Origin of the sequence: Actinomadura decatromicini (assembly GCF_008121305.1) — a bacterium.
GTDB classification, from domain to species: Bacteria; Actinomycetota; Actinomycetes; order Streptosporangiales; family Streptosporangiaceae; genus Spirillospora; species Spirillospora syzygii.
This window is the reverse complement of record NZ_VSRQ01000003.1, coordinates 46612-64278: the sequence shown is the minus strand read 5'-3', so window position 1 is coordinate 64278 and position 17667 is coordinate 46612. Positions and strand designations below refer to the sequence as shown.

At 74.2% G+C, this 17667-nt stretch carries 17 protein-coding genes; 16 read left to right on the top strand and 1 reads right to left on the bottom strand.

All coding sequences use genetic code 11. The features are described from left to right. Positions 1-2: 2 nt before the first annotated feature. From FXF68_RS14080 to FXF68_RS14055, 6 genes are read left to right on the top strand one after another with little or no spacing between them, the layout of a single operon-like run. Positions 3-755, top strand: coding sequence for a glycosyltransferase family 2 protein (locus FXF68_RS14080; protein WP_148760683.1), 753 nt, complete (start codon positions 3-5; stop codon positions 753-755). Next, positions 752-1909 (top strand): cytochrome P450, encoded by a 1158-nt coding sequence (locus FXF68_RS14075; protein WP_148759466.1) that lies wholly within the window; start codon positions 752-754, stop codon positions 1907-1909. Before FXF68_RS14080 ends, FXF68_RS14075 begins: the two co-directional genes overlap by 4 nt. Next, positions 1906-3426, top strand: coding sequence for a class I adenylate-forming enzyme family protein (locus tag FXF68_RS14070; protein WP_148759465.1), 1521 nt, complete (start codon positions 1906-1908; stop codon positions 3424-3426). The genes FXF68_RS14075 and FXF68_RS14070 overlap by 4 nt, the downstream gene beginning before the upstream one ends. Then, the gene (locus tag FXF68_RS14065) at positions 3423-4349 is read left to right on the top strand and encodes an NAD-dependent epimerase/dehydratase family protein (RefSeq protein WP_148759464.1); all 927 of its coding nucleotides are present in this window, start codon (positions 3423-3425) and stop codon (positions 4347-4349) included. Before FXF68_RS14070 ends, FXF68_RS14065 begins: the two co-directional genes overlap by 4 nt. Before the next feature lie 49 nt (positions 4350-4398). Beyond that, the gene (locus tag FXF68_RS14060) at positions 4399-5157 is read left to right on the top strand and encodes a Clp protease N-terminal domain-containing protein (protein WP_148759463.1); all 759 of its coding nucleotides are present in this window, start codon (positions 4399-4401) and stop codon (positions 5155-5157) included. Between the two features lie 30 nt (positions 5158-5187). Next, entirely contained in the window at positions 5188-6048 is an 861-nt protein-coding gene (locus FXF68_RS14055; RefSeq protein ID WP_148759462.1) for an alpha/beta fold hydrolase, read from the top strand. Positions 6049-6057: 9 nt separating this feature from the next. Here the strand turns inward: FXF68_RS14055 and FXF68_RS14050 are convergent, their stop codons facing one another. After that, positions 6058-7500, bottom strand: a complete 1443-nt coding sequence (locus FXF68_RS14050; protein WP_148759461.1) for a PucR family transcriptional regulator — start codon at positions 7498-7500, stop codon at positions 6058-6060. Positions 7501-7596: 96 nt separating this feature from the next. On the opposite strand from FXF68_RS14050, the gene uraD reads away from it, so the two are divergent. The 10 genes from uraD (at position 7597) to FXF68_RS14000 (ending at position 17631) form a co-directional block, all read left to right on the top strand. Next, positions 7597-8067, top strand: a complete 471-nt coding sequence (uraD, locus tag FXF68_RS14045) for a 2-oxo-4-hydroxy-4-carboxy-5-ureidoimidazoline decarboxylase (RefSeq protein WP_148759460.1) — start codon at positions 7597-7599, stop codon at positions 8065-8067. Between the two features lie 55 nt (positions 8068-8122). Beyond that, positions 8123-8437, top strand: a complete 315-nt coding sequence (gene uraH, locus FXF68_RS14040) for a hydroxyisourate hydrolase (protein WP_148759459.1) — start codon at positions 8123-8125, stop codon at positions 8435-8437. Between the two features lie 5 nt (positions 8438-8442). Further along, positions 8443-9309, top strand: coding sequence for a factor-independent urate hydroxylase (gene pucL, locus FXF68_RS14035; RefSeq protein ID WP_148759458.1), 867 nt, complete (start codon positions 8443-8445; stop codon positions 9307-9309). A gap of 7 nt (positions 9310-9316) precedes the next feature. Next, positions 9317-10189, top strand: a complete 873-nt coding sequence (locus FXF68_RS14030) for an FAD binding domain-containing protein (protein WP_148759457.1) — start codon at positions 9317-9319, stop codon at positions 10187-10189. Then, positions 10180-10662, top strand: a complete 483-nt coding sequence (locus FXF68_RS14025) for a (2Fe-2S)-binding protein (protein WP_148759456.1) — start codon at positions 10180-10182, stop codon at positions 10660-10662. The genes FXF68_RS14030 and FXF68_RS14025 overlap by 10 nt, the downstream gene beginning before the upstream one ends. 71 nt (positions 10663-10733) lie before the next feature. Continuing rightward, positions 10734-12077 (top strand): 8-oxoguanine deaminase, encoded by a 1344-nt coding sequence (locus FXF68_RS14020; protein ID WP_246178675.1) that lies wholly within the window; start codon positions 10734-10736, stop codon positions 12075-12077. A gap of 1 nt (position 12078) precedes the next feature. Next, positions 12079-14388 (top strand): molybdopterin cofactor-binding domain-containing protein, encoded by a 2310-nt coding sequence (locus tag FXF68_RS14015; protein ID WP_148759455.1) that lies wholly within the window; start codon positions 12079-12081, stop codon positions 14386-14388. 1 nt (position 14389) lies between these two features. Then, positions 14390-15688, top strand: a complete 1299-nt coding sequence (gene allB / locus FXF68_RS14010) for an allantoinase AllB (RefSeq protein WP_148759454.1) — start codon at positions 14390-14392, stop codon at positions 15686-15688. After that, positions 15685-16698, top strand: coding sequence for an allantoicase (alc, locus tag FXF68_RS14005; RefSeq protein ID WP_148759453.1), 1014 nt, complete (start codon positions 15685-15687; stop codon positions 16696-16698). The genes allB and alc overlap by 4 nt, the downstream gene beginning before the upstream one ends. A 69-nt stretch (positions 16699-16767) precedes the next feature. Beyond that, a complete protein-coding gene (locus FXF68_RS14000) occupies positions 16768-17631 on the top strand; it encodes a hypothetical protein (protein WP_148759452.1) in 864 nt (287 codons plus the stop codon). Positions 17632-17667: the final 36 nt, after the last annotated feature.

The window sequence follows — 17667 nt, the reverse complement described above, 5'->3', positions numbered from 1 at the left end:
GCATGCGCCTGTGGGTCGTCGTCCCCGCCTTCGACGAGGAGCGCTCGATCGGCGCGACGCTGCGCCGCCTCGCCGAGCAGACCGACACCGCGTTCACGCTGGTCGTGGTCGACAACGGCAGCACGGACGGGACGGCGCGCGTGGTCAAGGAGTTCGCCGCCGGGGACGTTCCGTTCGACGTGCGGATCGTCCACGAGCCGGAGAAGGGGACGGGCGCCGCCGCCGACACCGGCGTCCGGCACGCGATCGCCGCCGGGGCGACGCACGTCGCGCGCACCGACGCCGACTGCCTCCCCGACCCGGGCTGGGCCGCGGCGGTGAAGCGCGCGTTCGGCGACGGGCTTGAGCTGGTGTCGGGCCCGCTGCTGCCCCGGACGGACGAGTTCCCGCTGAAGTTCTGGGAGCGCCGCCTGCTGCCCGCCGTGATCCGGGTCGCCGCGCTGTTCGGACGGTTCCGCCCCGGCAACCAGGACCCGCTCTACCTCGGCCCGTACGTGATGATGCCGGGCTGCAACCTCGCCATCACCGCCGACCTGTACGAGCGGTCGGGCGGGTTCCCGCGCACGCGGATCGAGGACGTCCACGAGGACCGCGCGCTGGTCAACCGCGTCCGCTACGTGACCGCCGCCTACGGGCTGCGCGACGACGTCACCGTGTACGGGTCGGTGCGGCGGCTCCGGGCGTACGGCCTGGTCAGGACGCTCGGCTGGTACGCCGACCACCGGTACCGCCCGCCCGTCGTGGACATCCGGTGAGGGCCCCGGACTGGGAGCGCCGCCTCTACCTGGCCGCGCATCCGTTCGCGTACCCGCTGCTGCGCGCGGCGGCCCGGCGCGGGCCGATCGTCCGCGTGCCGGGGGTCGGGGTGGTCGTGAACGACGCCTCGCTGGCGCGCGGGATCCTCATGGACGGCGAGACGTTCCGCAAGGACGGCCCCGGCTCGCCCGGCGAGCTGTGGACGCCGGTGCTGGGGCCGTCCGTCCTGCTCAACATGGAGGGGGACGCGCACCGGGCGCTGCGGCGGCGGCTCACCGAGCTGTTCGTCCCGTCGTACACCGAGGCGCTGTGCGCCCGCGTCCTGGACGAGCCGCTCGACCGGCTCGCGGGCCGGCTCCGCAGCGGCGGCGTCGACCTCGTGGACGCCGCCCGCGTCATGGCGGGCGCCGTGATCGGCGAGGTCATCGGCCTGGACGCGCGGACGGACGCCTCCTACCGCGACCTGTTCGAGCAGGGCGAGCGCGTCGTGTCCGCGGTGTCGCTGCGGACGCGGCGGCTCTCCCCGGCCCAGGTGCGGAAGGCCCGCGCGGTGCTCGACCCGCTGGGCGACATCGCGGCGAAGGCGTACGCGGCGGGCGACGAGTCCACGGTGATGGGGCGCATGCGGGCCCTCGGCCTGTCCGAGGACGAGGCGCGCGGCGCCGCCGGGGCGTTCTTCCTGACCGGCACCGAGACCGTCGCGACGCTGCTGCCCCGCCTGTTCGCCCTGCTCGTCGACCACGGGCAGCTCGGCCGCGTGGCCGCCGAGCCGAGCCTGCTCGACCGGGCGATCGAGGAGGCGATGCGGGTGGCGACGCCGACGCCCGTGATGCTGCGGAGCGTGCACCGTCCGGCGGTGGTCGGGGGCGTGGCGATCCGGCCGGGGGAGCGGGTGCTGATCGCGACGCACAACTGCTGCCGCGCGCTCGGGCCGTTCGACCTCGGCCGCCCGCACCCGCCGGAGCTGCGGCGGCTGTGGTTCGGCGCGGGACCGCACTTCTGCATCGGATACCCGCTGGCCATGGCCCAGATCCGGCGGGTGGCCCGGACGCTCCTCGCCGCCGCGCCCCTCGTCGTCACCCGCCGCGCGGCGGCACGCGGCGTCCTCATCCCGACCTACCGGGAACTGGTCGTGCGGAGGGGGCCCGCGTGACGCTCGTCCGGCGGTTGCTCGACCAGGGCGCGCGGACGCCGCGCGCCGTCGCGCTCGTCTCCGGTGACGGGACGCGGCTCACCTACGGCGAGCTGCGGCGGCAGGTGCTGGCCGTCCGGCACGGCCTGCTGGCACGCGGGCTCGCGGAAGGCGACGCGGTGCTGTTCTCCGTGCGGCCGTCGCCGGAGGCGCTCGTGCTGGCGCTCGGCGTGGTCGCGGCCGGGGGCGTGGTCGTGTTCGCCGACCCGGGGGCCGGGCCCGAGATGTTCGCCGCCCGGTTGCGGCTGGCGCGTCCGCGCTGGTCGGCGGCCGAGTCGGTGCTCTACGCGGGCAGCCGGCTGCGTCCCGTCCGGGAGTACGCGCGGCGGCGCGGGCTGCTGCTCCCGAACCTCGCCGCCCTGCGCGGGCCCGACGAGGACGCCCTGCGCCACGTCTACGTCGGGCGCCGCCTCCCCGGCGTGCCGCGCGGCGCGCTGCCGTTCGCGCGGCTGGCGCGCGGCCCCGCGCCGGAGCCGGACCGCGGCTGCGACCCCGCCGCGCCCGCCGCCGTGATCTTCACGTCGGGGACGACGGCCGCGCCGCGCGCCGTCGTCCACACGCAGGCGTCGCTCGCGGCGGCGCTCGACCTGTTCCGGACCCGGCTGCCGCTCGGGCCCGGCGACGTCGTCCACACCGACCAGCTCATGCTCGGGCTGCCGACGCTGATCGCGGGCGCGCGCTGGTCGATGCCTCCGCTGTCGTGCCCGCCCGCCGAGTTCGCCCGGCTTATGGAAGAGCGGGGCGCGACGCACACGTTCTGCGTTCCCGTCCACCTCGCGGAGATCCTGGACGTCGTGCCCCAACTGCCGGAGTCGCTGCGGTACGTGCTGCTCGGGGCGGCGCCCGCGCCCGCCGCGATCCTGCGCCGGGCGCTGCGGGCCGCGCCGTTCGCGGAGATCCTGTCGGTGTACGCGATGACGGAGATCCTGCCGGTGGCGATCGCGTCGGCGGAGGAGAAGCTCGCGCACACCGGCCCCGGCGACCCGGTCGGCGCGCCGCTGCCCGGCGTCGCCGCGCGGCTCGCGGACGACGGCGAACTCCTGCTGGCCGGCCCGAACCTGTGCCGCGGGTACCTCGGCGCCGACCCCCTCACCGAGTTGCCGACCGGCGACCTCGCCCGGCTGGACGGCGGCCGACTCGTCCTCACCGGACGCAAGAAGGACATGCTGATCCGCGGCGAGTTCAACCTGTATCCCGGGCTGTACGAGCCGACGATCGCCGTGCTGCCGGGCGTCGCGGAGGCCGCGATCGTCGGCGTCCCCGACCCGCGGACCGGGGACGAGGAGGTCGTCCTCGCCGTCGTCCCTCTAACCGTGCGGGACCCCGGCGACCTGCCGGACCGGCTCCGCCGCGCCCTCCCCGGCGTGATCGACCACGACGCCCTGCCGGACCGGATCGTCGTCCTGGACGCCCTGCCCCGCTCCGGCCGCACCCGCAAGCTCGACCGCGACCGCCTCCGCGAACTGGTGCGGCTGTGAGGATCGCGGTGACCGGGGCGTCCGGGTTCGTCGGCGGGACGGTGTGCCGGGCGCTCGCCGCCGAGCGCGTCACGGTGTTCGCGTTCGGACGCCGTCCGGCCGTGGACCCGGCGCACGTCGGCGGCGCGGCCTACCGTTCGTGGGATCTGGCGCGCGGCCCGCTCCGCGACGCGCCGGACGTGGACGCGGTGATCCACTGCGCGGGGAGCGTCACCGACTGGGGCCCGCCCGCCGGGCTGTTCGCCGCCAACCTGACCGGCACCCGGCACGCGCTCGCCTCGTTCCCCGGCGCGCGGTTCGTGCACGTCAGCACGGCCAGCGTGTACGACCCGTCCCGGCCGAGCGTGCTCGCCGCCGAGGACGAGGCGCCGGTCGCCCGCTACCCGACCGCCTACGCCGCGTCGAAGGCCGCCGCCGAGCGGGCCGCCGCGGCGCGCGGCGCGGTCGTGCTGCGGCCGCACGCGGTGTACGGGCCGGGCGACACGACGCTGCTGCCGCGCGTCCTCGCGGCGGTGCGCGGCCCGGTCCTGCCCGCCGCCGGGACGGGACGCCAGCGAATCAGCCTCACCTCCGTCGGCAACCTCGCCCGCGCCTGCCTGCTCGCCGCGACCGGACCGGTGGACTCGGGCGTCTTCAACGTCGCGGACGCGGCCCCGGTCACGATCGACGACGCGCTCCGGGAGATCCTCCGCGAGCGGGGCGTCCGGGCGCGTCCCGTCTACGTGCCCGCCGGGATCGCGCGGCCGCTCGCGGCCGTCGCGGAAGGGGTGTTCCTGCTCGCGCGCCGTCCCGGCCCGCCGCGCCTCACCCGGTACGCGGTCAGTCATCTGGCTCTGGAGCGCACGCTCGACATCACGGCCGCGAGGACGGTCCTCGGCTACGACCCGGCGCCCACGTCGTTCGCCGGAGCGGTCGGCTGGTGATCGTCAACCTTGAGTTGACGATCAGGAGTCGTCAACCTATGGTTGACGCATGACGGATTCCACCGAACCCACCGGACCCGAACCCACCGGACCCGCGCAGCCCGTCCAGATCCGCCTGGACGACCTGATCAACACGATCAAGAAGGTCCACTCCGACGCGCTCGAACAGCTCACCAGCGCCGTGCTCGCCGCCGAGCACCTCGGCGAGGTCGCCGACCACCTCATCGGCCACTTCGTCGACCAGGCCCGCCGGTCCGGCGCGTCCTGGACGGACATCGGCAAGAGCATGGGCGTGAGCAAGCAGGCCGCGCAGAAGCGGTTCGTCCCGAAGGGGGAGACCTCGGACCTGGACCCGTCCCAGGGCTTCTCCCGCTACACCGCGCGCGCCCGCGAGGTCGTCATGGGGTCGATGAACGAGGCCCGCGCCGCCGGGAACGCGCAGATCACGCCCGCGCACCTCGTCCTCGCGCTGCTCGCCCACCCGAGCGCGATCGGGCCCAAGGCGATCACCGCGCAGGGCGTCCTGCTGGACACCGTCCGCCAGGTCGCGACCGCCGCGCTCCCGCCCGAGGCGGACGACGTCCCGGACATGATCCCCTTCGACCAGGCCGCGAAGAAGGTCCTGGAACTGACGTTCCGCGAGGCCCTGCGCCTCGGCCACAACTACATCGGGACGGAGCACATGGTCCTCGCCCTGCTGGAGTACGAGGACGGCACGGGCGTCCTGTCCGAGGCGGGCGTCGACAAGGCGGCGGCGGAGGAGGCCATCGTGGCGGAACTGAAGAAACTCGCCGACCTGGAGGGATGATTTCCGGGCGCCCGCGTGGTCTGCACCCGTATGGAGAGAATCATCGAGGCCAACGGGGTGGAGCTGTGCGCCGAGACGTTCGGGGACGCCGCCGACGCGCCCGTCCTGCTGATCGGCAACACCATGCTCACCTGGCCGGACGAGCTCTGCGCGCGCCTCGCCGCGCTGCGCAGGCTCGTCGTCAGGTACGACCTGCGTGACATGGGGCGGTCCGCGACCGCCGATCCCGAGGCCCCCGGCTACACGCTGCGCGACCTGGTCGCGGACGCGGCCGGGGTCCTCGACGCGCACGGGCTGCCGTCCGCGCACGTCGCGGGGTTCGGGGTCGGCGGCTGGATCGCCCAGCTCCTCGCGCTGGACCACCCGTCCCGCGTCCGCACCCTCACGCTGGTCGGGACCCGGCCGACCGCGCCCGGCCCCGCCGACGCCGACCTGCCCGAGCACGCGCCCGAGCTGATGGCCCACATCATGAACCCGCCCGAGGTCGACTGGGACGACCGGGCGTCCGTGGTCGCGTTCATGGTGGAGAGCGCGCGGCACCTCGCCGGGCCGTCCTTCGACGAGGCCGAGGCGCGGAAGAACATCGAGCGGGTCTACGACCGGACGCCCGTGACCGGCGACCCCGGCAAGGCGCACCGCGCGAACCAGATGGCGACCGCGTTCGCCGCGCTCGACGCCGGACCGCGCTGGCGGGAGCGGCTCGGCGAGATCACCGCGCCGACCCTGGTGATCCACGGCGAGGACGACCCGTTCTTCCCGCTCGGCAACGGCCGCGCCCTCGCCGCCGAGATCCCCGGGGCCGAGCTGCTCACGCTGCCCGGCACCGGGAACGAGCTGCCGCGCCGGGTGTGGGACGAGGTCGTCCCGGCGCTGCTGCGGCACACGTCCTGACCGGCTGGGTCAGCCGACCTGGAGGGCCAGGAAGAAGTCGACGCGGTCCTCCGGGCGGGACAGGTCGCGGCCGGTCAGCTCCTCGATCCGGCGGATCCGGTACCGGACGGAGTTGACGTGCAGGTGCAGCTCGGCGGCGCAGCGCGTCCACGAGCCGGAGCAGCGCAGGAACGTCTCCAGCGTCCGGACGAGGTCGGCGCCGTGCGCCCGGTCGTAGGCGTGCAGCGGGCCGAGGAGGCGGCCCCGGAACATCCGCCGGACGTCGTCCGGGACGCTCGCCAGCAGCAGCACATGCGTGGCCAGCTCGTCGTGCCGGACGACCCGCACCGGCCCCGGCCGGGTGGCCGCGAGCCGCCGCGCGTACCGGGCCTCCTCCACCGCGCCGCGCAGCCCGGCGGCGGGCACGACGTCGCTGATCCCGGCCGCGATCCCGGCGGCGGGCAGCCCGGGGGCGAGGGCGTCGAGGCCGTCCCGGACGCCGGCCGCGACGTCCCGCCCGCCGGACGGCACCAGCGCCATGGCCTCGCCGTCCAGGAACCCCACCGCCGGGCGTGAGCCGGAGAGGATCTCGACGAGGACGGCGCGCAGGTCGTCCGGGCCGAGCCCGCCCGACGCGGCGACCGCGACGAAGCCGGAGCCCGGGTCCAGTCCGGCGCGCTCCAGCGGCGGCGCGTCCCCGGTGGCCGCCGCGGTCACGACCTCCTGCGCGAGCCGGGCGTCCATGCCCAGCCGCGACCGCTCCAGCGCGACGATCGCGGCCAGCTCGGAGATCAGCGTGCGGCGCTCGGCGGGCCAGTCGGCGGCGTCGCCCTCGGCGGCGACGAACCAGTCCGCGGCGCGCGCCCCGTCCGCGACCGGGACGAGCGACAGGTCGTGGGCGCGCACGTGGTGCGGCAGGCGCGGCGCGGTGAGGAACGCCCGCGCGAGGCCCGCCGGGTCGGGCGGCCGCGGCCCGGCGACGACCCGCCCGGTGGCGGCCAGGACGTGGCAGTGCCCGACCAGATCGAGGACGGCGTCGAGGCCCGTCCCCTCCACGAGGCGGCGGTGCCGGTCCAGGACGTCCGCGAGGTCGGCGGCGCGGGCCCGCGACAGCAGCCGGACGACCTCCTCGGTGATCGTCGCGAACGCCAGGTCCTCGGGGACCTTGAACAGCGGGAGGCGGTGCCGGCGGCACGCCTCGACCAGGTCGTCCGGGATGGCGCCGAGCGCGAGATCCCACCCGGCGAGGCCGGACACGCCCGCCCCCGCGAGCGCCCGGACGAACGTCTCCGAGTCGGCGGGGCCCGTCCGCCACACGAGCCCGGTCAGCACGAGCTCCCCGCCGCGCAGGTAGCGGCCGGGGTCGAGCAGGTCGGTGGTGACGACCCAGCGGATCGGACGGTCCAGCTCGTCCGCCCCGGTCACGACCTCCAGCCGCAGTCCGGGCATCGCGAGCAGGGCGCGCAGCCTCATATGGAGAAACCTACAAAAGGGAGCGGCGGACGGAGGTCACAGTTCGGACGTCCTGCGTCTCGACCGGCGCCGGGACGGCTGTGTGTACTGCATGCGATGAGGGATGAACGGGTGGTGTTCACGGAGGCGGAGCTGTCCGCGTGCTGCGCGTCGCGCCGGTGGGTCGCGGCGGTCGCGGGCCGCTCGTACGCGGGAGCGGCCGAGCTGCGCGCGGCGGGCGCCGCCGCGCTGGACGAGCTGACCTGGGACGACGTCGAGGAGGCGCTCGCCGCGCACCCGCGCGTCGGCGACCGGGCGGCGGGCTGGTCGCGCGCCGAGCAGGCGGGGATGGACGGGGCCGCGCCGGACGTGCGTGCGGCGCTCGCCGCCGGGAACCGTGCCTACGAGGACCGCTTCGGCCACGTGTTCCTGATCCGCGCCACCGGCCGCACGGCCGACGAGATGCTGGCCCGCCTGCGCGAGCGCCTCGGGAACGACACGGAGACCGAACGCATGGCCGTCCGCCGGGAACTGGCCGCGATCGTCGATCTACGGCTCGCGAAGCTCGTTGGGGAGGAGGGCGCGTGACCGGAGCGGTCCCCCTCCGGGGGTCTGGGGTCGTCCCCCAGAAAGGCAGGGACAGGTGAGTCTCTCTACGCACGTGCTGGACGCGGCCAAGGGGCTGCCTGCGGCGGGGATCGCCGTGCGGCTGGAGCGCCGTGCCCCGGACGGCGGCTGGACGCCGCTCGCCGAGGCCCGCACCGACGCGGACGGCCGGATCAGGGAATGGGACGCCGAACCGGGCGCCGGTATTCACCGGCTGGTGTTCGACACCGCCGGGCTGTCGGAGTTCTATCCCGAGGTCGCGGTGGCGTTCACCGTCACCGATCCGGACGGGCATCTGCACGTGCCCCTGCTGATCAGCCCGTTCGCCTATTCGACGTACCGAGGGAGCTAGCGGCGATGGCGATAATTCTCGGCCCCAACCGCTACGGGAAGGCGGAGACGCGGGTCGTCCGCGTCACCAGGGACGGCGGCGTCCACCACGTCAAGGACGTCAACGTCAGCATCTCCCTCTCGGGCGCGATGGACGACGTCCATCTGAGCGGCGACAACGCGGCCGTCCTGCCGACCGACAGCCAGAAGAACACCGTGTTCGCGTTCGCGAAGAAGCACGGGATCGCGGCCATCGAGGAATTCGGACTCCTCCTCGCCCGGCATTTCGTTGACTCGCAGCCGACGATCCACCACGCCCGCGTCGAGATCCACGAATTCGCGTGGGAGCGGATCGAGGGCGGGCATTCGTTCGTCCGGAACGGCGGCGAGACGCGGACGGCGCTGGTGCACAGCGACGGCGAGGGCGGCTCCGAGTCGGTCGTGTCGGGACTGCGGGACATGGTCGTCCTCAACACGACCGACAGCGAATTCCACGGTTTCATCCAGGACCAGTACACGACGCTCGAACCCACCGGCGACCGGATGCTCGCCACCGCCGTGACCGCCCGATGGCGCCACCGCGGGACGGCCGCCGCCTGGGACGACTCCCACCGCGCCGCCCGCGACCGTCTGCTGCGCGCGTTCGCCGAGACCTACAGCCTCTCCCTCCAGCAGACCCTTTACGCGATGGGCCGCCGGGTCCTCGACGAATGCTCGGGGATCTGCGAAATACGGCTCTCGATGCCCAACAAACACCATTTCCTGGTCGATCTGGAGCCGTTCGGCATGGACAACGACAACGAGGTCTACTTCGCGGCGGACCGACCGTACGGGCTCATCGAGGGCACGGTGCTCACCGACGACGCGCCCGCCGACCCGTCCGCCTGGAACTGAGGGGACCATGGACTTCCTACGACCCGCCACCTGGGACGACGCGCTCGCCGCCAAGGCGGAGCAGCCGGACGCGCTGCCCGTCCAGGGCGGCACCGACGTCATGGTCGAGATCAACTTCGCCGCGCGGCGCCCGGCGGCGCTGCTCGACCTGACCCGGATCGGCGCGCTCGCCGACTGGGACACGGCGGACGGACGGCTCCGCGTCGGCGCCGGCGTCACCTACGCGCGGCTGATCACCGAGCTGGGCGGGCGGCTGCCCGGCCTCGCGCAGGCGTCCCGGACGGTCGGGTCGCCGCAGATCCGCAACCGGGGCACGGTCGGCGGCAACCTCGGCGCCGCCTCGCCCGCCGGGGACGGCCACCCGCCGCTGCTGGCCGGGGACGCGGTGGTCGAGGCGGAGTCGGCGGCGCGCGGCGTCCGGATGATCCCGGCCGCCGAGTTCTTCACGGGCGTGAAGCGCCACGCCCTCGCCCCGGACGAGCTGATCCGCGCGTTCTGGATCGCGCCCGCGTCCGGCCCGCAGTACTTCGCCAAGATCGGCACCCGGAACGCGATGGTGATCGCCGTGTGCTCGTTCGCGATCGCGCTGCACCCGGCGGAGCGGCGGGTCGGGACGGGCCTCGGCTCCGCCGCCCCGACCCCGCGCCGCGCGCCCGAGGCCGAGGACTTCATCTCCGCCGAACTCGACTGGGACGGCCGCGGCCCGCTCTCCGAACCGGCCCGGCGGCGGTTCGGCGAGCTGGTCGCGGCCGCGTCCGCCCCGATCGACGACGTGCGCGGGACGGGCGCCTACCGCGCGCACGCCCTCGCCGTCCTCGCGCGCCGGACCCTCACCTGGGCCTGGAACGACCACCGGAAGGAGGCCCGCCGATGCGCGTGAACCTCACCGTGAACGGCGCCGCCCACGCCGTGGACGACGTGTGGGAGGGCGAGAGCCTGCTCTACACGCTCCGCGAGCGGATGGGCCTGCCCGGCTCGAAGAACGCCTGTGAACAGGGCGAATGCGGCTCCTGCACGGTCTACCTGGACGGCGTCCCGGTCTGCGCGTGCCTGGTCGCGGCCGGGCAGGCGGAGGGACGCGACGTCCGCACCGTCGAGGGCCTCGCCGAGGGGACGCCCGGCGACGAGCGGCTCGACCCCGTCCAGGAGGCGTTCGCGGAGGCGGGCGCCGTGCAGTGCGGGTTCTGCACGCCGGGGCTGATCGTCCAGTCGCACGACCTGCTCGAACGCAACCCCGCCCCGACCGACGCGGAGATCCGCGAGGCGCTCGCGGGCAACCTGTGCCGCTGCACCGGCTACGAGAAGATCCTCGACGCGGTCCGCCTGGCCGCCGAACGGAAGGCGACCCGATGACCGCAGCGAAGCGAGGATCATCGGGTCCCGCTCGGGAATCTGGGGGTCGTCCCCCAGAAAGGCAGGACGCGGTGATCATTGAGAACGCGCACGTGGTCACGGTCTCCGGCGAGGAGTACCCGGACGGCCACATCGTCATCGAAGGCGACCGCATCACGGCCGTCGGCCCCGGCAAGGCGCCCGTCCAGGACGGGGAGCGCATCGACGGCGCCGGATGCCTCGCCACGCCCGGGCTCGTCAACGCGCACCACCACCTCTACCAGTGGGCGAGCCAGGGCATGGCCGTCGACAGCACCCTCTTCGACTGGCTGACCACGCTCTACAAGCCGTGGTCGACGATGGACGCCGAGGTCGTCGCGGGCGCGGCGACGGCGGGCCTCGGGTGGCTCGCCAAGTCGGGGTGCACGACGTCCGCCGACCACCACTACCTGTTCCCGAAGGGGCGCGGCGACCTGTTCGCGGCCGGGATCGAGGCGGCGCGGGAGGTCGGCGTCCGGTTCCACCCGTGCCGGGGGTCGATGGACCGGGGCGAGTCGCAGGGCGGCCTCCCCCCGGACGAGGTGGTCGAAGACCTCGACACGGTCCTCGCCGAGACGGAGGCGGCGATCGACCGCTACCACGACCCGTCGCCCGGCTCGATGCTGCGGGTCGGGGTCGGGCCCTGCTCGCCGTTCTCCGTGACGCGCGAGCTGATGGTCGAGTCCGCGCGGCTGGCGCGCGGCAAGGGCGTCCGGCTGCACACCCACCTCGCCGAGACGCTCGACGAGGAGGAGCACACGACGGAGCAGTTCGGCATGACCCCGGCCGAGTACATGGACTCGATCGGCTGGCTCGGCCCGGACGTGTGGCTCGCGCACTGCGTCCACCTGCGCGACACCGACGTCAAACGGCTCGCCGAGACCGGCACCGGCACGGCGCACTGCCCGAGCTCCAACGCACGCCTCGGCGCCGGGATCGCCCGCGTCGCGGACCTGCTGAAGGAGGGCGCGCCGGTCGGGCTCGGCGTGGACGGCCCGGCGTCGGCGGAGTTCGTCCCGCTCGCCGGGGAGCTGCGGCAGGCGATCTACCTGCAGCGCGCCCGGTACGGGCCGACCGCGCTGACCGCCCGGCAGGCGCTGGAGATGGCGACGCTCGGCGGCGCCCGCTGCCTCGGCCGGGACGCCGACCTCGGCACCCTCGAACCCGGCAAGCTCGCCGACGTCGCGCTGTGGCGCGTGGACGGCTTCCGCGCCGCCGTCGACGACCCCGTCGTCGCGTTCGCGTTCGGGCCGGTGCCGCCGCTCGCCCGCCTCCTCGTCGGCGGCCGGACGGTCGTGGACGCCGACACGCTCGTCACCGTCCCGCAGGACGAGGCCGCGCGGCGCGGCGCCGACGCCCACCGCCGTCTGCTGCAACTCGCCGAAGGGGTGCTCTGACATGGCGTCGCCAGTGCGCAGCCCCGGCCACGTCGCCGCGCCGGGCATCGGCGGGGTCGGGGAGAGCCCGCTCCGCCCGGACGGCACGCTCAAGGTCGCCGGGGAGTTCGCCTACGCCTCCGACCTGTGGATGGACGGCATGCTGTGGGGCGCGACGCTCCGCAGCCCGCACGCCCGCGCGCTGATCCGGTCGGTCGACATCGGCGCGGCGCTGGCGGTGCCCGGCGTCCGCGCGGTGCTGACGCACGAGGACGTCCCCGGCCGCGCCATGTACGGCATCGACGGGACCGAGGACCAGCCCGTCCTGGCGATCGACCAGGTCAGGTACCAGGGCGAACCGGTCGCGATCGTCGCCGCCGACGAGCCGGAGACCGCACGGTACGCGCTGGAGAAGATCGTTGTCGGCTACGAGGTGCTTGAGCCGGTCACCGACGCGCGCGCCGTGATCGCCGACCCGGAGGGGCTGAAGGTCCAGCCGCTTGGCGGCATCACCCGGTACCAGCCCGTCCGGGTCGGGGACGTGGACGCGGCGAGAGCCGAGGCCGCGGTCGTCGTGTCGGGCGAGTACGAGGTCGGCATCCAGGACCAGGCGTTCCTCGGGCCGGAGGCCGGGCTGGCCGTCCCGTCCGAGGACGGCGGCGTCGACCTGTACGTCTCGACGCAGTGGATCCACAACGACCTCAAGCAGATCGCGCCCTGCCTGGGCCTCTCCGACGACCAGATCCACATGACCCTGGCGGGTGTGGGCGGCGCGTTCGGCGGGCGCGAAGACCTGTCCATGCAGATCCACGCCGCGATGCTCGCGCTGCACACCGGGCGTCCGGTGAAGATGTCGTACAACCGGTACGAGTCGTTCTTCGGGCACGTCCACCGGCATCCCGCGCAGATGCGGTACGAGTACGGCGCCGACGCAGACGGGCGCCTCGTCTACGCCGACGTCGAGATCGTGCTGGACGGCGGTGCGTACACATCGTCCACGAAGAACGTGGTCGGCAACGCTGCGTCGCTGGGGGTCGGGCCGTACGAAGTCCCCAACATTCGTATCGACGCCTACGGGGTGTACACCAACAACCCGCCGTGCGGTGCGATGCGCGGGTTCGGGGCGGTCCAGGCGTGCTTCGCCTACGAGTCGATGATGGACAAGCTCGGCGCCGCCTGCGGGCTCGGCCCGCTGGAGATCCGCCGCCGCAACGCCGTGTCGCAGGGGTCGCGGCTCGCGACCGGGCAGGTCGTCGAGTCGCCCGCGCCGCTCGCCGCGATGCTGACCCGGCTGGAGGCGGTCCCGGAGCCGCCGCCGCTCGACCCGTCCGACCTGCGGAACCTGCCGGGCGGGGTGTCGCAGGCGACGTACGGCGAGGGCGTCGTGCGGGGCGTCGGATACGGCGTCGGGCTCAAGAACATCTGCTTCTCCGAAGGGTTCGACGACTACTCCACGGCGCGCGTGCGGCTGGAGGTCATCGGCGGGGAGGCGACCGCGCTCGTGCACACCGCCGCCGCCGAGGTCGGGCAGGGGCTCGTCACGGTCCAGGCGCAGGTCGCGCGGACGGAGCTGGGCGTCCAGAAGGTCACCATCGCGCCCGCCGACAACCAGGTCGGGGACGCCGGGTCGTCCAGCGCGTCCCGCCAGTCGTACATGTCGGGCGGCGCGGTCAAGGCGGCCTGCGCGGCGGTCCGCGCGGAGCTGCTCGCCCTCGCCGCGCGCCGCCTGGGCCGCAGCGACCTGAGCGTCGTCGGCGGGAAGGTCGTGTCGCGGGCGGACGGCGCGCTCGGCACGATCGAGGACGTCCTCGGAGACGCCGTCATCGAGGAGACCCGCGAGTACCGGCACCGGCCGACCGTCCCGATGGACCCGGTCACCGGGCAGGGACGCAGCCACGTCCAGCTCGCGCTGTGCGTCCACCGCGCGGTCGTCGACGTCGACCTGGACCTCGGGCTCGTCAAGGTCGTCGAGCTCGCCGCCGTCCAGGACGTCGGCAAGATCATCAACCGGACCGGGGTGGAGGGGCAGATCCACGGCGGGTCCGCGCAGGGCCTCGGCCTCGCCGTGATGGAGGAGATCGTGGTGGCGGACGGGCTCGTCCGCAACCCGTCCTTCACCGACTACCTCATCCCGACCATCCTGGACATGCCGCCGATGCGGCTCGACATCCTGGAGATCCCCGACCCGGACGCGCCCTACGGGCTGCGCGGGGCCGGGGAGCCGCCGACGCTGTCGTCCACGCCCGCGATCGTCGCCGCGATCCGGAACGCGACCGGGCGGGCGCTGAACCGCGTCCCGGTCCGTCCCGAGCACATCGTGCACGGGGCCTGACGTGGACGACCTCGTGATCCGGTCGCGGCGGGCCGTGCTGCCGGACGGCGAACGCCCCGCCGCCGTGTCCGTCGCGGACGGACGGATCACGGCCGTCTCCGCGTTCGACGCCGCCCCGTCCGCCTCTGTCGTCGACCTCGGCGATGTGGCGCTGCTGCCCGGCCTGGTCGACACGCACGTCCACGTGAACGAGCCGGGCCGCACCGAATGGGAGGGGTTCGCGACGGCCACGCGCGCCGCCGCGTCCGGAGGCGTCACGACGCTGATCGACATGCCGCTCAACGCGCTGCCGCCCACCGTCGACCCGGCCGCGCTCGCCGCCAAGCGCCTCGCCGCCGAAGGGGTCTGCGCGGTGGACGTCGGGTTCTGGGGCGGGGCCGTCCCCGGGAACCTCGCCGCGCTGCGTCCGCTGCACGAGCTGGGCGTCTTCGGGTTCAAGTGCTTCACGTCCGACTCCGGCGTGCCGGAGTTCCCGCCGCTCGACGCCGCCGGGATGCGCGCGGCGTTCCGGGAGATCGCCTCGTTCGGCGGGCTCGTCATCGTCCACGCCGAGGACCCGGCGTCGCTGTCGGCGCCGTCCGGCGGCGGGTACGCGGACTTCCTGGCGTCGCGTCCGCCCTCCGCCGAGCGGACCGCCGTCGAACAGGTCGTGCGGCTGGCTGAGGAGACCGGAGTGCGCGCGCACATCCTGCACCTGTCGGCCGCCGACTGCCTGGACGTCCTGGCGAAGGCCCAGGCGGACGGCCTTCCCGTCACCGCCGAGACCTGCCCTCACTATCTGACGCTCTCCGCGCACGACGCCAGCGGGACGGCCTTCAAGTGCTGCCCGCCCATCCGCGACGCCGCGAACCGCGAACGCCTCTGGGACGGCCTCGCGTCCGGCGTGATCTCCTGCGTCGTCACCGACCACTCGCCGTGCGCGCCCGACCTGAAGCGCGGCGACTTCGCCACCGCGTGGGGCGGGATCTCGTCGCTGCAACTCGGGCTCCCCGCCGTCTGGACGGCCGCCCGCGACCGCGGCCACGACCTCGCCGCCGTCGTCCGCTGGATGGCCGAGGGGCCCGCCGCGCTGGCCGCCGTCCCCGGCAAGGGCGCGCTCGTCCCCGGCAACGACGCCGACCTCGTCGCGTTCGCCGCCGACGAGACGTTCACCGTCGATCCCGCCGCGCTCAGCCACCGCCACCCCGTCACGCCCTACGCGGGACGGACGCTGACCGGCGTCGTCCAGGCCACCTGGCTGCGCGGACGGCGCACCGGCGGCCCGCCCACCGGACGCCTCCTCACCGCGGAGCCCCGATGACCGACCTCACCGCACTGCCCGACCTGGCCGTCCGGACCCTCGGCGGCTCGGTCGCCGCCGCCAGCGACGAGTCGTTCGCCGAGAAGGAGAACCTCCTCAACCCGTGGGCGCCCGCGTTCACCCCGGCGACGTTCGGGCCGAAGGGCCAGCTCTACGACGGCTGGGAGACCGCGCGCCGCCGGGGGCCGGGGCACGACTGGGCGCTCGTCCGGCTCGGCCTGCCCGGCGTCGTCCGCGGCGTCGTGATCGACACCGCCTGGTTCAAGGGCAACTACCCGCCGCACGCCTCGGTGGACGCCTGCTTTCTGGACGGGCCGTCCGCCGACCTCTCCGGCGCCCGCTGGGTGGAGATCGTCCCGAAGAGCCCCTTGGACGGCGACACCGCGCACACCTTCCCGATCAGCGTGGAGCGGCTGTTCACGCACGTCCGGCTGAACATCTACCCGGACGGCGGCGTCGCGCGGCTCCGCGTCCACGGCGACGTCGTCCCCGACCCGCGCCTCCTCACCGGCCTCACCGTCGACCTCGCCGCCCTGGAGAACGGCGCCCGCGTCGTCGCCTGCTCGGACATGTTCTACTCCGCGCCCGACAACATGCTGTTCCCCGGCCTCGCCCGCGACCAGTCCGAGGGCTGGGAGACGGCCCGCCGCCGCGACGGCGGCAACGACTGGGCGGTGATCCGCCTCGCCGCCCCCGGCACGATCCGCCTCGCCGAACTCGACACCGCGAACCTCAAGCACAACGCCCCGGCCGAGGCCGCCCTGTACGGGCTGGACGCTCGCACGTCCTCGGTGGACGACCCGTCCGCGTGGCGGCCGCTGCTGCCGCGCACGGCCCTCGTCCCGGACGCGCGGCACCGCTTCCGCCTCTCGACGCCCGAGGTCACCCACGTCCGCCTGGACATCCACCCGGACGGCGGCCTGGCCCGCCTCCGCCTCCACGGCCCCCTGACCCCCGCCGCCGAGAAGACCCTCACCACCCGCTGGCGCACTCTCACTAACAAAGAGTGACGAGCCTCACACGGAGAGTAATTAGATAGTGACGGTATCTAATAGTGACGGCAAAGTAACGTTCCGTGCATGGTCACCGCCGCACACGAAGGACCAATCCAGATCATCCGCGACAACCCGGAGGTCATCGCCCAGATCTTGCACACCGCGTTCGACATCCGGATCCCCGACGACCTGATCATCAAAACCACCTCGGAGGAGTTCACCCAGATAGCCCCCGCCGCCTACCGCGCCGACAACGTGGTGGAGATGTACAGGGCCGACTCGTCCAAGCCGACCGTCGCCGTCGTCGCCGAGACCCAACGAAGAAAGGACGCGTGCAAGCGCGGCTCCTGGCCCGTCTACCTCACCACCCAGAGGGCCAGAACCGAGTGCCCGTGCTACCTGGTGGTCTTCTGCCACCGCCGCTCGGTGGCCGAGTGGGCGCGGAAACCGATCGAGATCGGCCACCCGGGTTTCACCTTGACCCCCCTCGTCATCGGTCCGGGCATGGGACCGCTCGTCACCACCCCCGACCAGGCCACGCAGATGCCCGAACTGGCCGTCCTGTCGAGGCTGCTCGACGTCACGCCCGCCACGAAGGAGGAACTGGAGATCACCTACGCGGCCCTCGCCACCATCGAGAGCGCGGGCCACGAGCACGCCCACTTGTACACTGACCTTGTCCTCGAAGCGCTGCCGACGGCGGCGCGCCACATCCTGGAGGAGTTCGTGGCCACGGGAATCGCCGACTACGAGTTCAAGAGCGACTTCGCCCGCCGCAACCAAGCCATCGGCGAGGCGGAGTCGGTGGTAAAGGTGCTGGACGCGCGGAAGGTTCCCCTGTCGAAGGAGGTCCGCGACCGGATCCTGGAGTGCAGGGACAAGGAGCAGTTGGACGAGTGGCTCGTCCGCGCCGCGATGGCGGAGACTGTTGACGAGTTGTTCGACTGAGCGTCGTCGCAGGTACGTTGACGCGCCCCCGGCCGT

What these genes read in the sequence shown, in the direction of transcription:
- FXF68_RS14060 (WP_148759463.1), top strand. Translation starts at nt 4,399, where the DNA reads ATGACGGATTCCACCGAACCCACCGGACCCGAACCCACCGGACCCGCG.
- alc (WP_148759453.1), top strand. Translation starts at nt 15,685, where the DNA reads ATGACCGACCTCACCGCACTGCCCGACCTGGCCGTCCGGACCCTCGGC.
- FXF68_RS14080 (WP_148760683.1), top strand. Translation starts at nt 3, where the DNA reads ATGCGCCTGTGGGTCGTCGTCCCCGCCTTCGACGAGGAGCGCTCGATC.
- FXF68_RS14030 (WP_148759457.1), top strand. Translation starts at nt 9,317, where the DNA reads ATGGACTTCCTACGACCCGCCACCTGGGACGACGCGCTCGCCGCCAAG.
- FXF68_RS14050 (WP_148759461.1), bottom strand. Translation starts at nt 7,500, where the DNA reads ATGAGGCTGCGCGCCCTGCTCGCGATGCCCGGACTGCGGCTGGAGGTC.
- FXF68_RS14025 (WP_148759456.1), top strand. Translation starts at nt 10,180, where the DNA reads ATGCGCGTGAACCTCACCGTGAACGGCGCCGCCCACGCCGTGGACGAC.
- FXF68_RS14015 (WP_148759455.1), top strand. Translation starts at nt 12,079, where the DNA reads ATGGCGTCGCCAGTGCGCAGCCCCGGCCACGTCGCCGCGCCGGGCATC.
- FXF68_RS14000 (WP_148759452.1), top strand. Translation starts at nt 16,768, where the DNA reads ATGGTCACCGCCGCACACGAAGGACCAATCCAGATCATCCGCGACAAC.
- uraD (WP_148759460.1), top strand. Translation starts at nt 7,597, where the DNA reads ATGAGGGATGAACGGGTGGTGTTCACGGAGGCGGAGCTGTCCGCGTGC.
- FXF68_RS14055 (WP_148759462.1), top strand. Translation starts at nt 5,188, where the DNA reads ATGGAGAGAATCATCGAGGCCAACGGGGTGGAGCTGTGCGCCGAGACG.
- pucL (WP_148759458.1), top strand. Translation starts at nt 8,443, where the DNA reads ATGGCGATAATTCTCGGCCCCAACCGCTACGGGAAGGCGGAGACGCGG.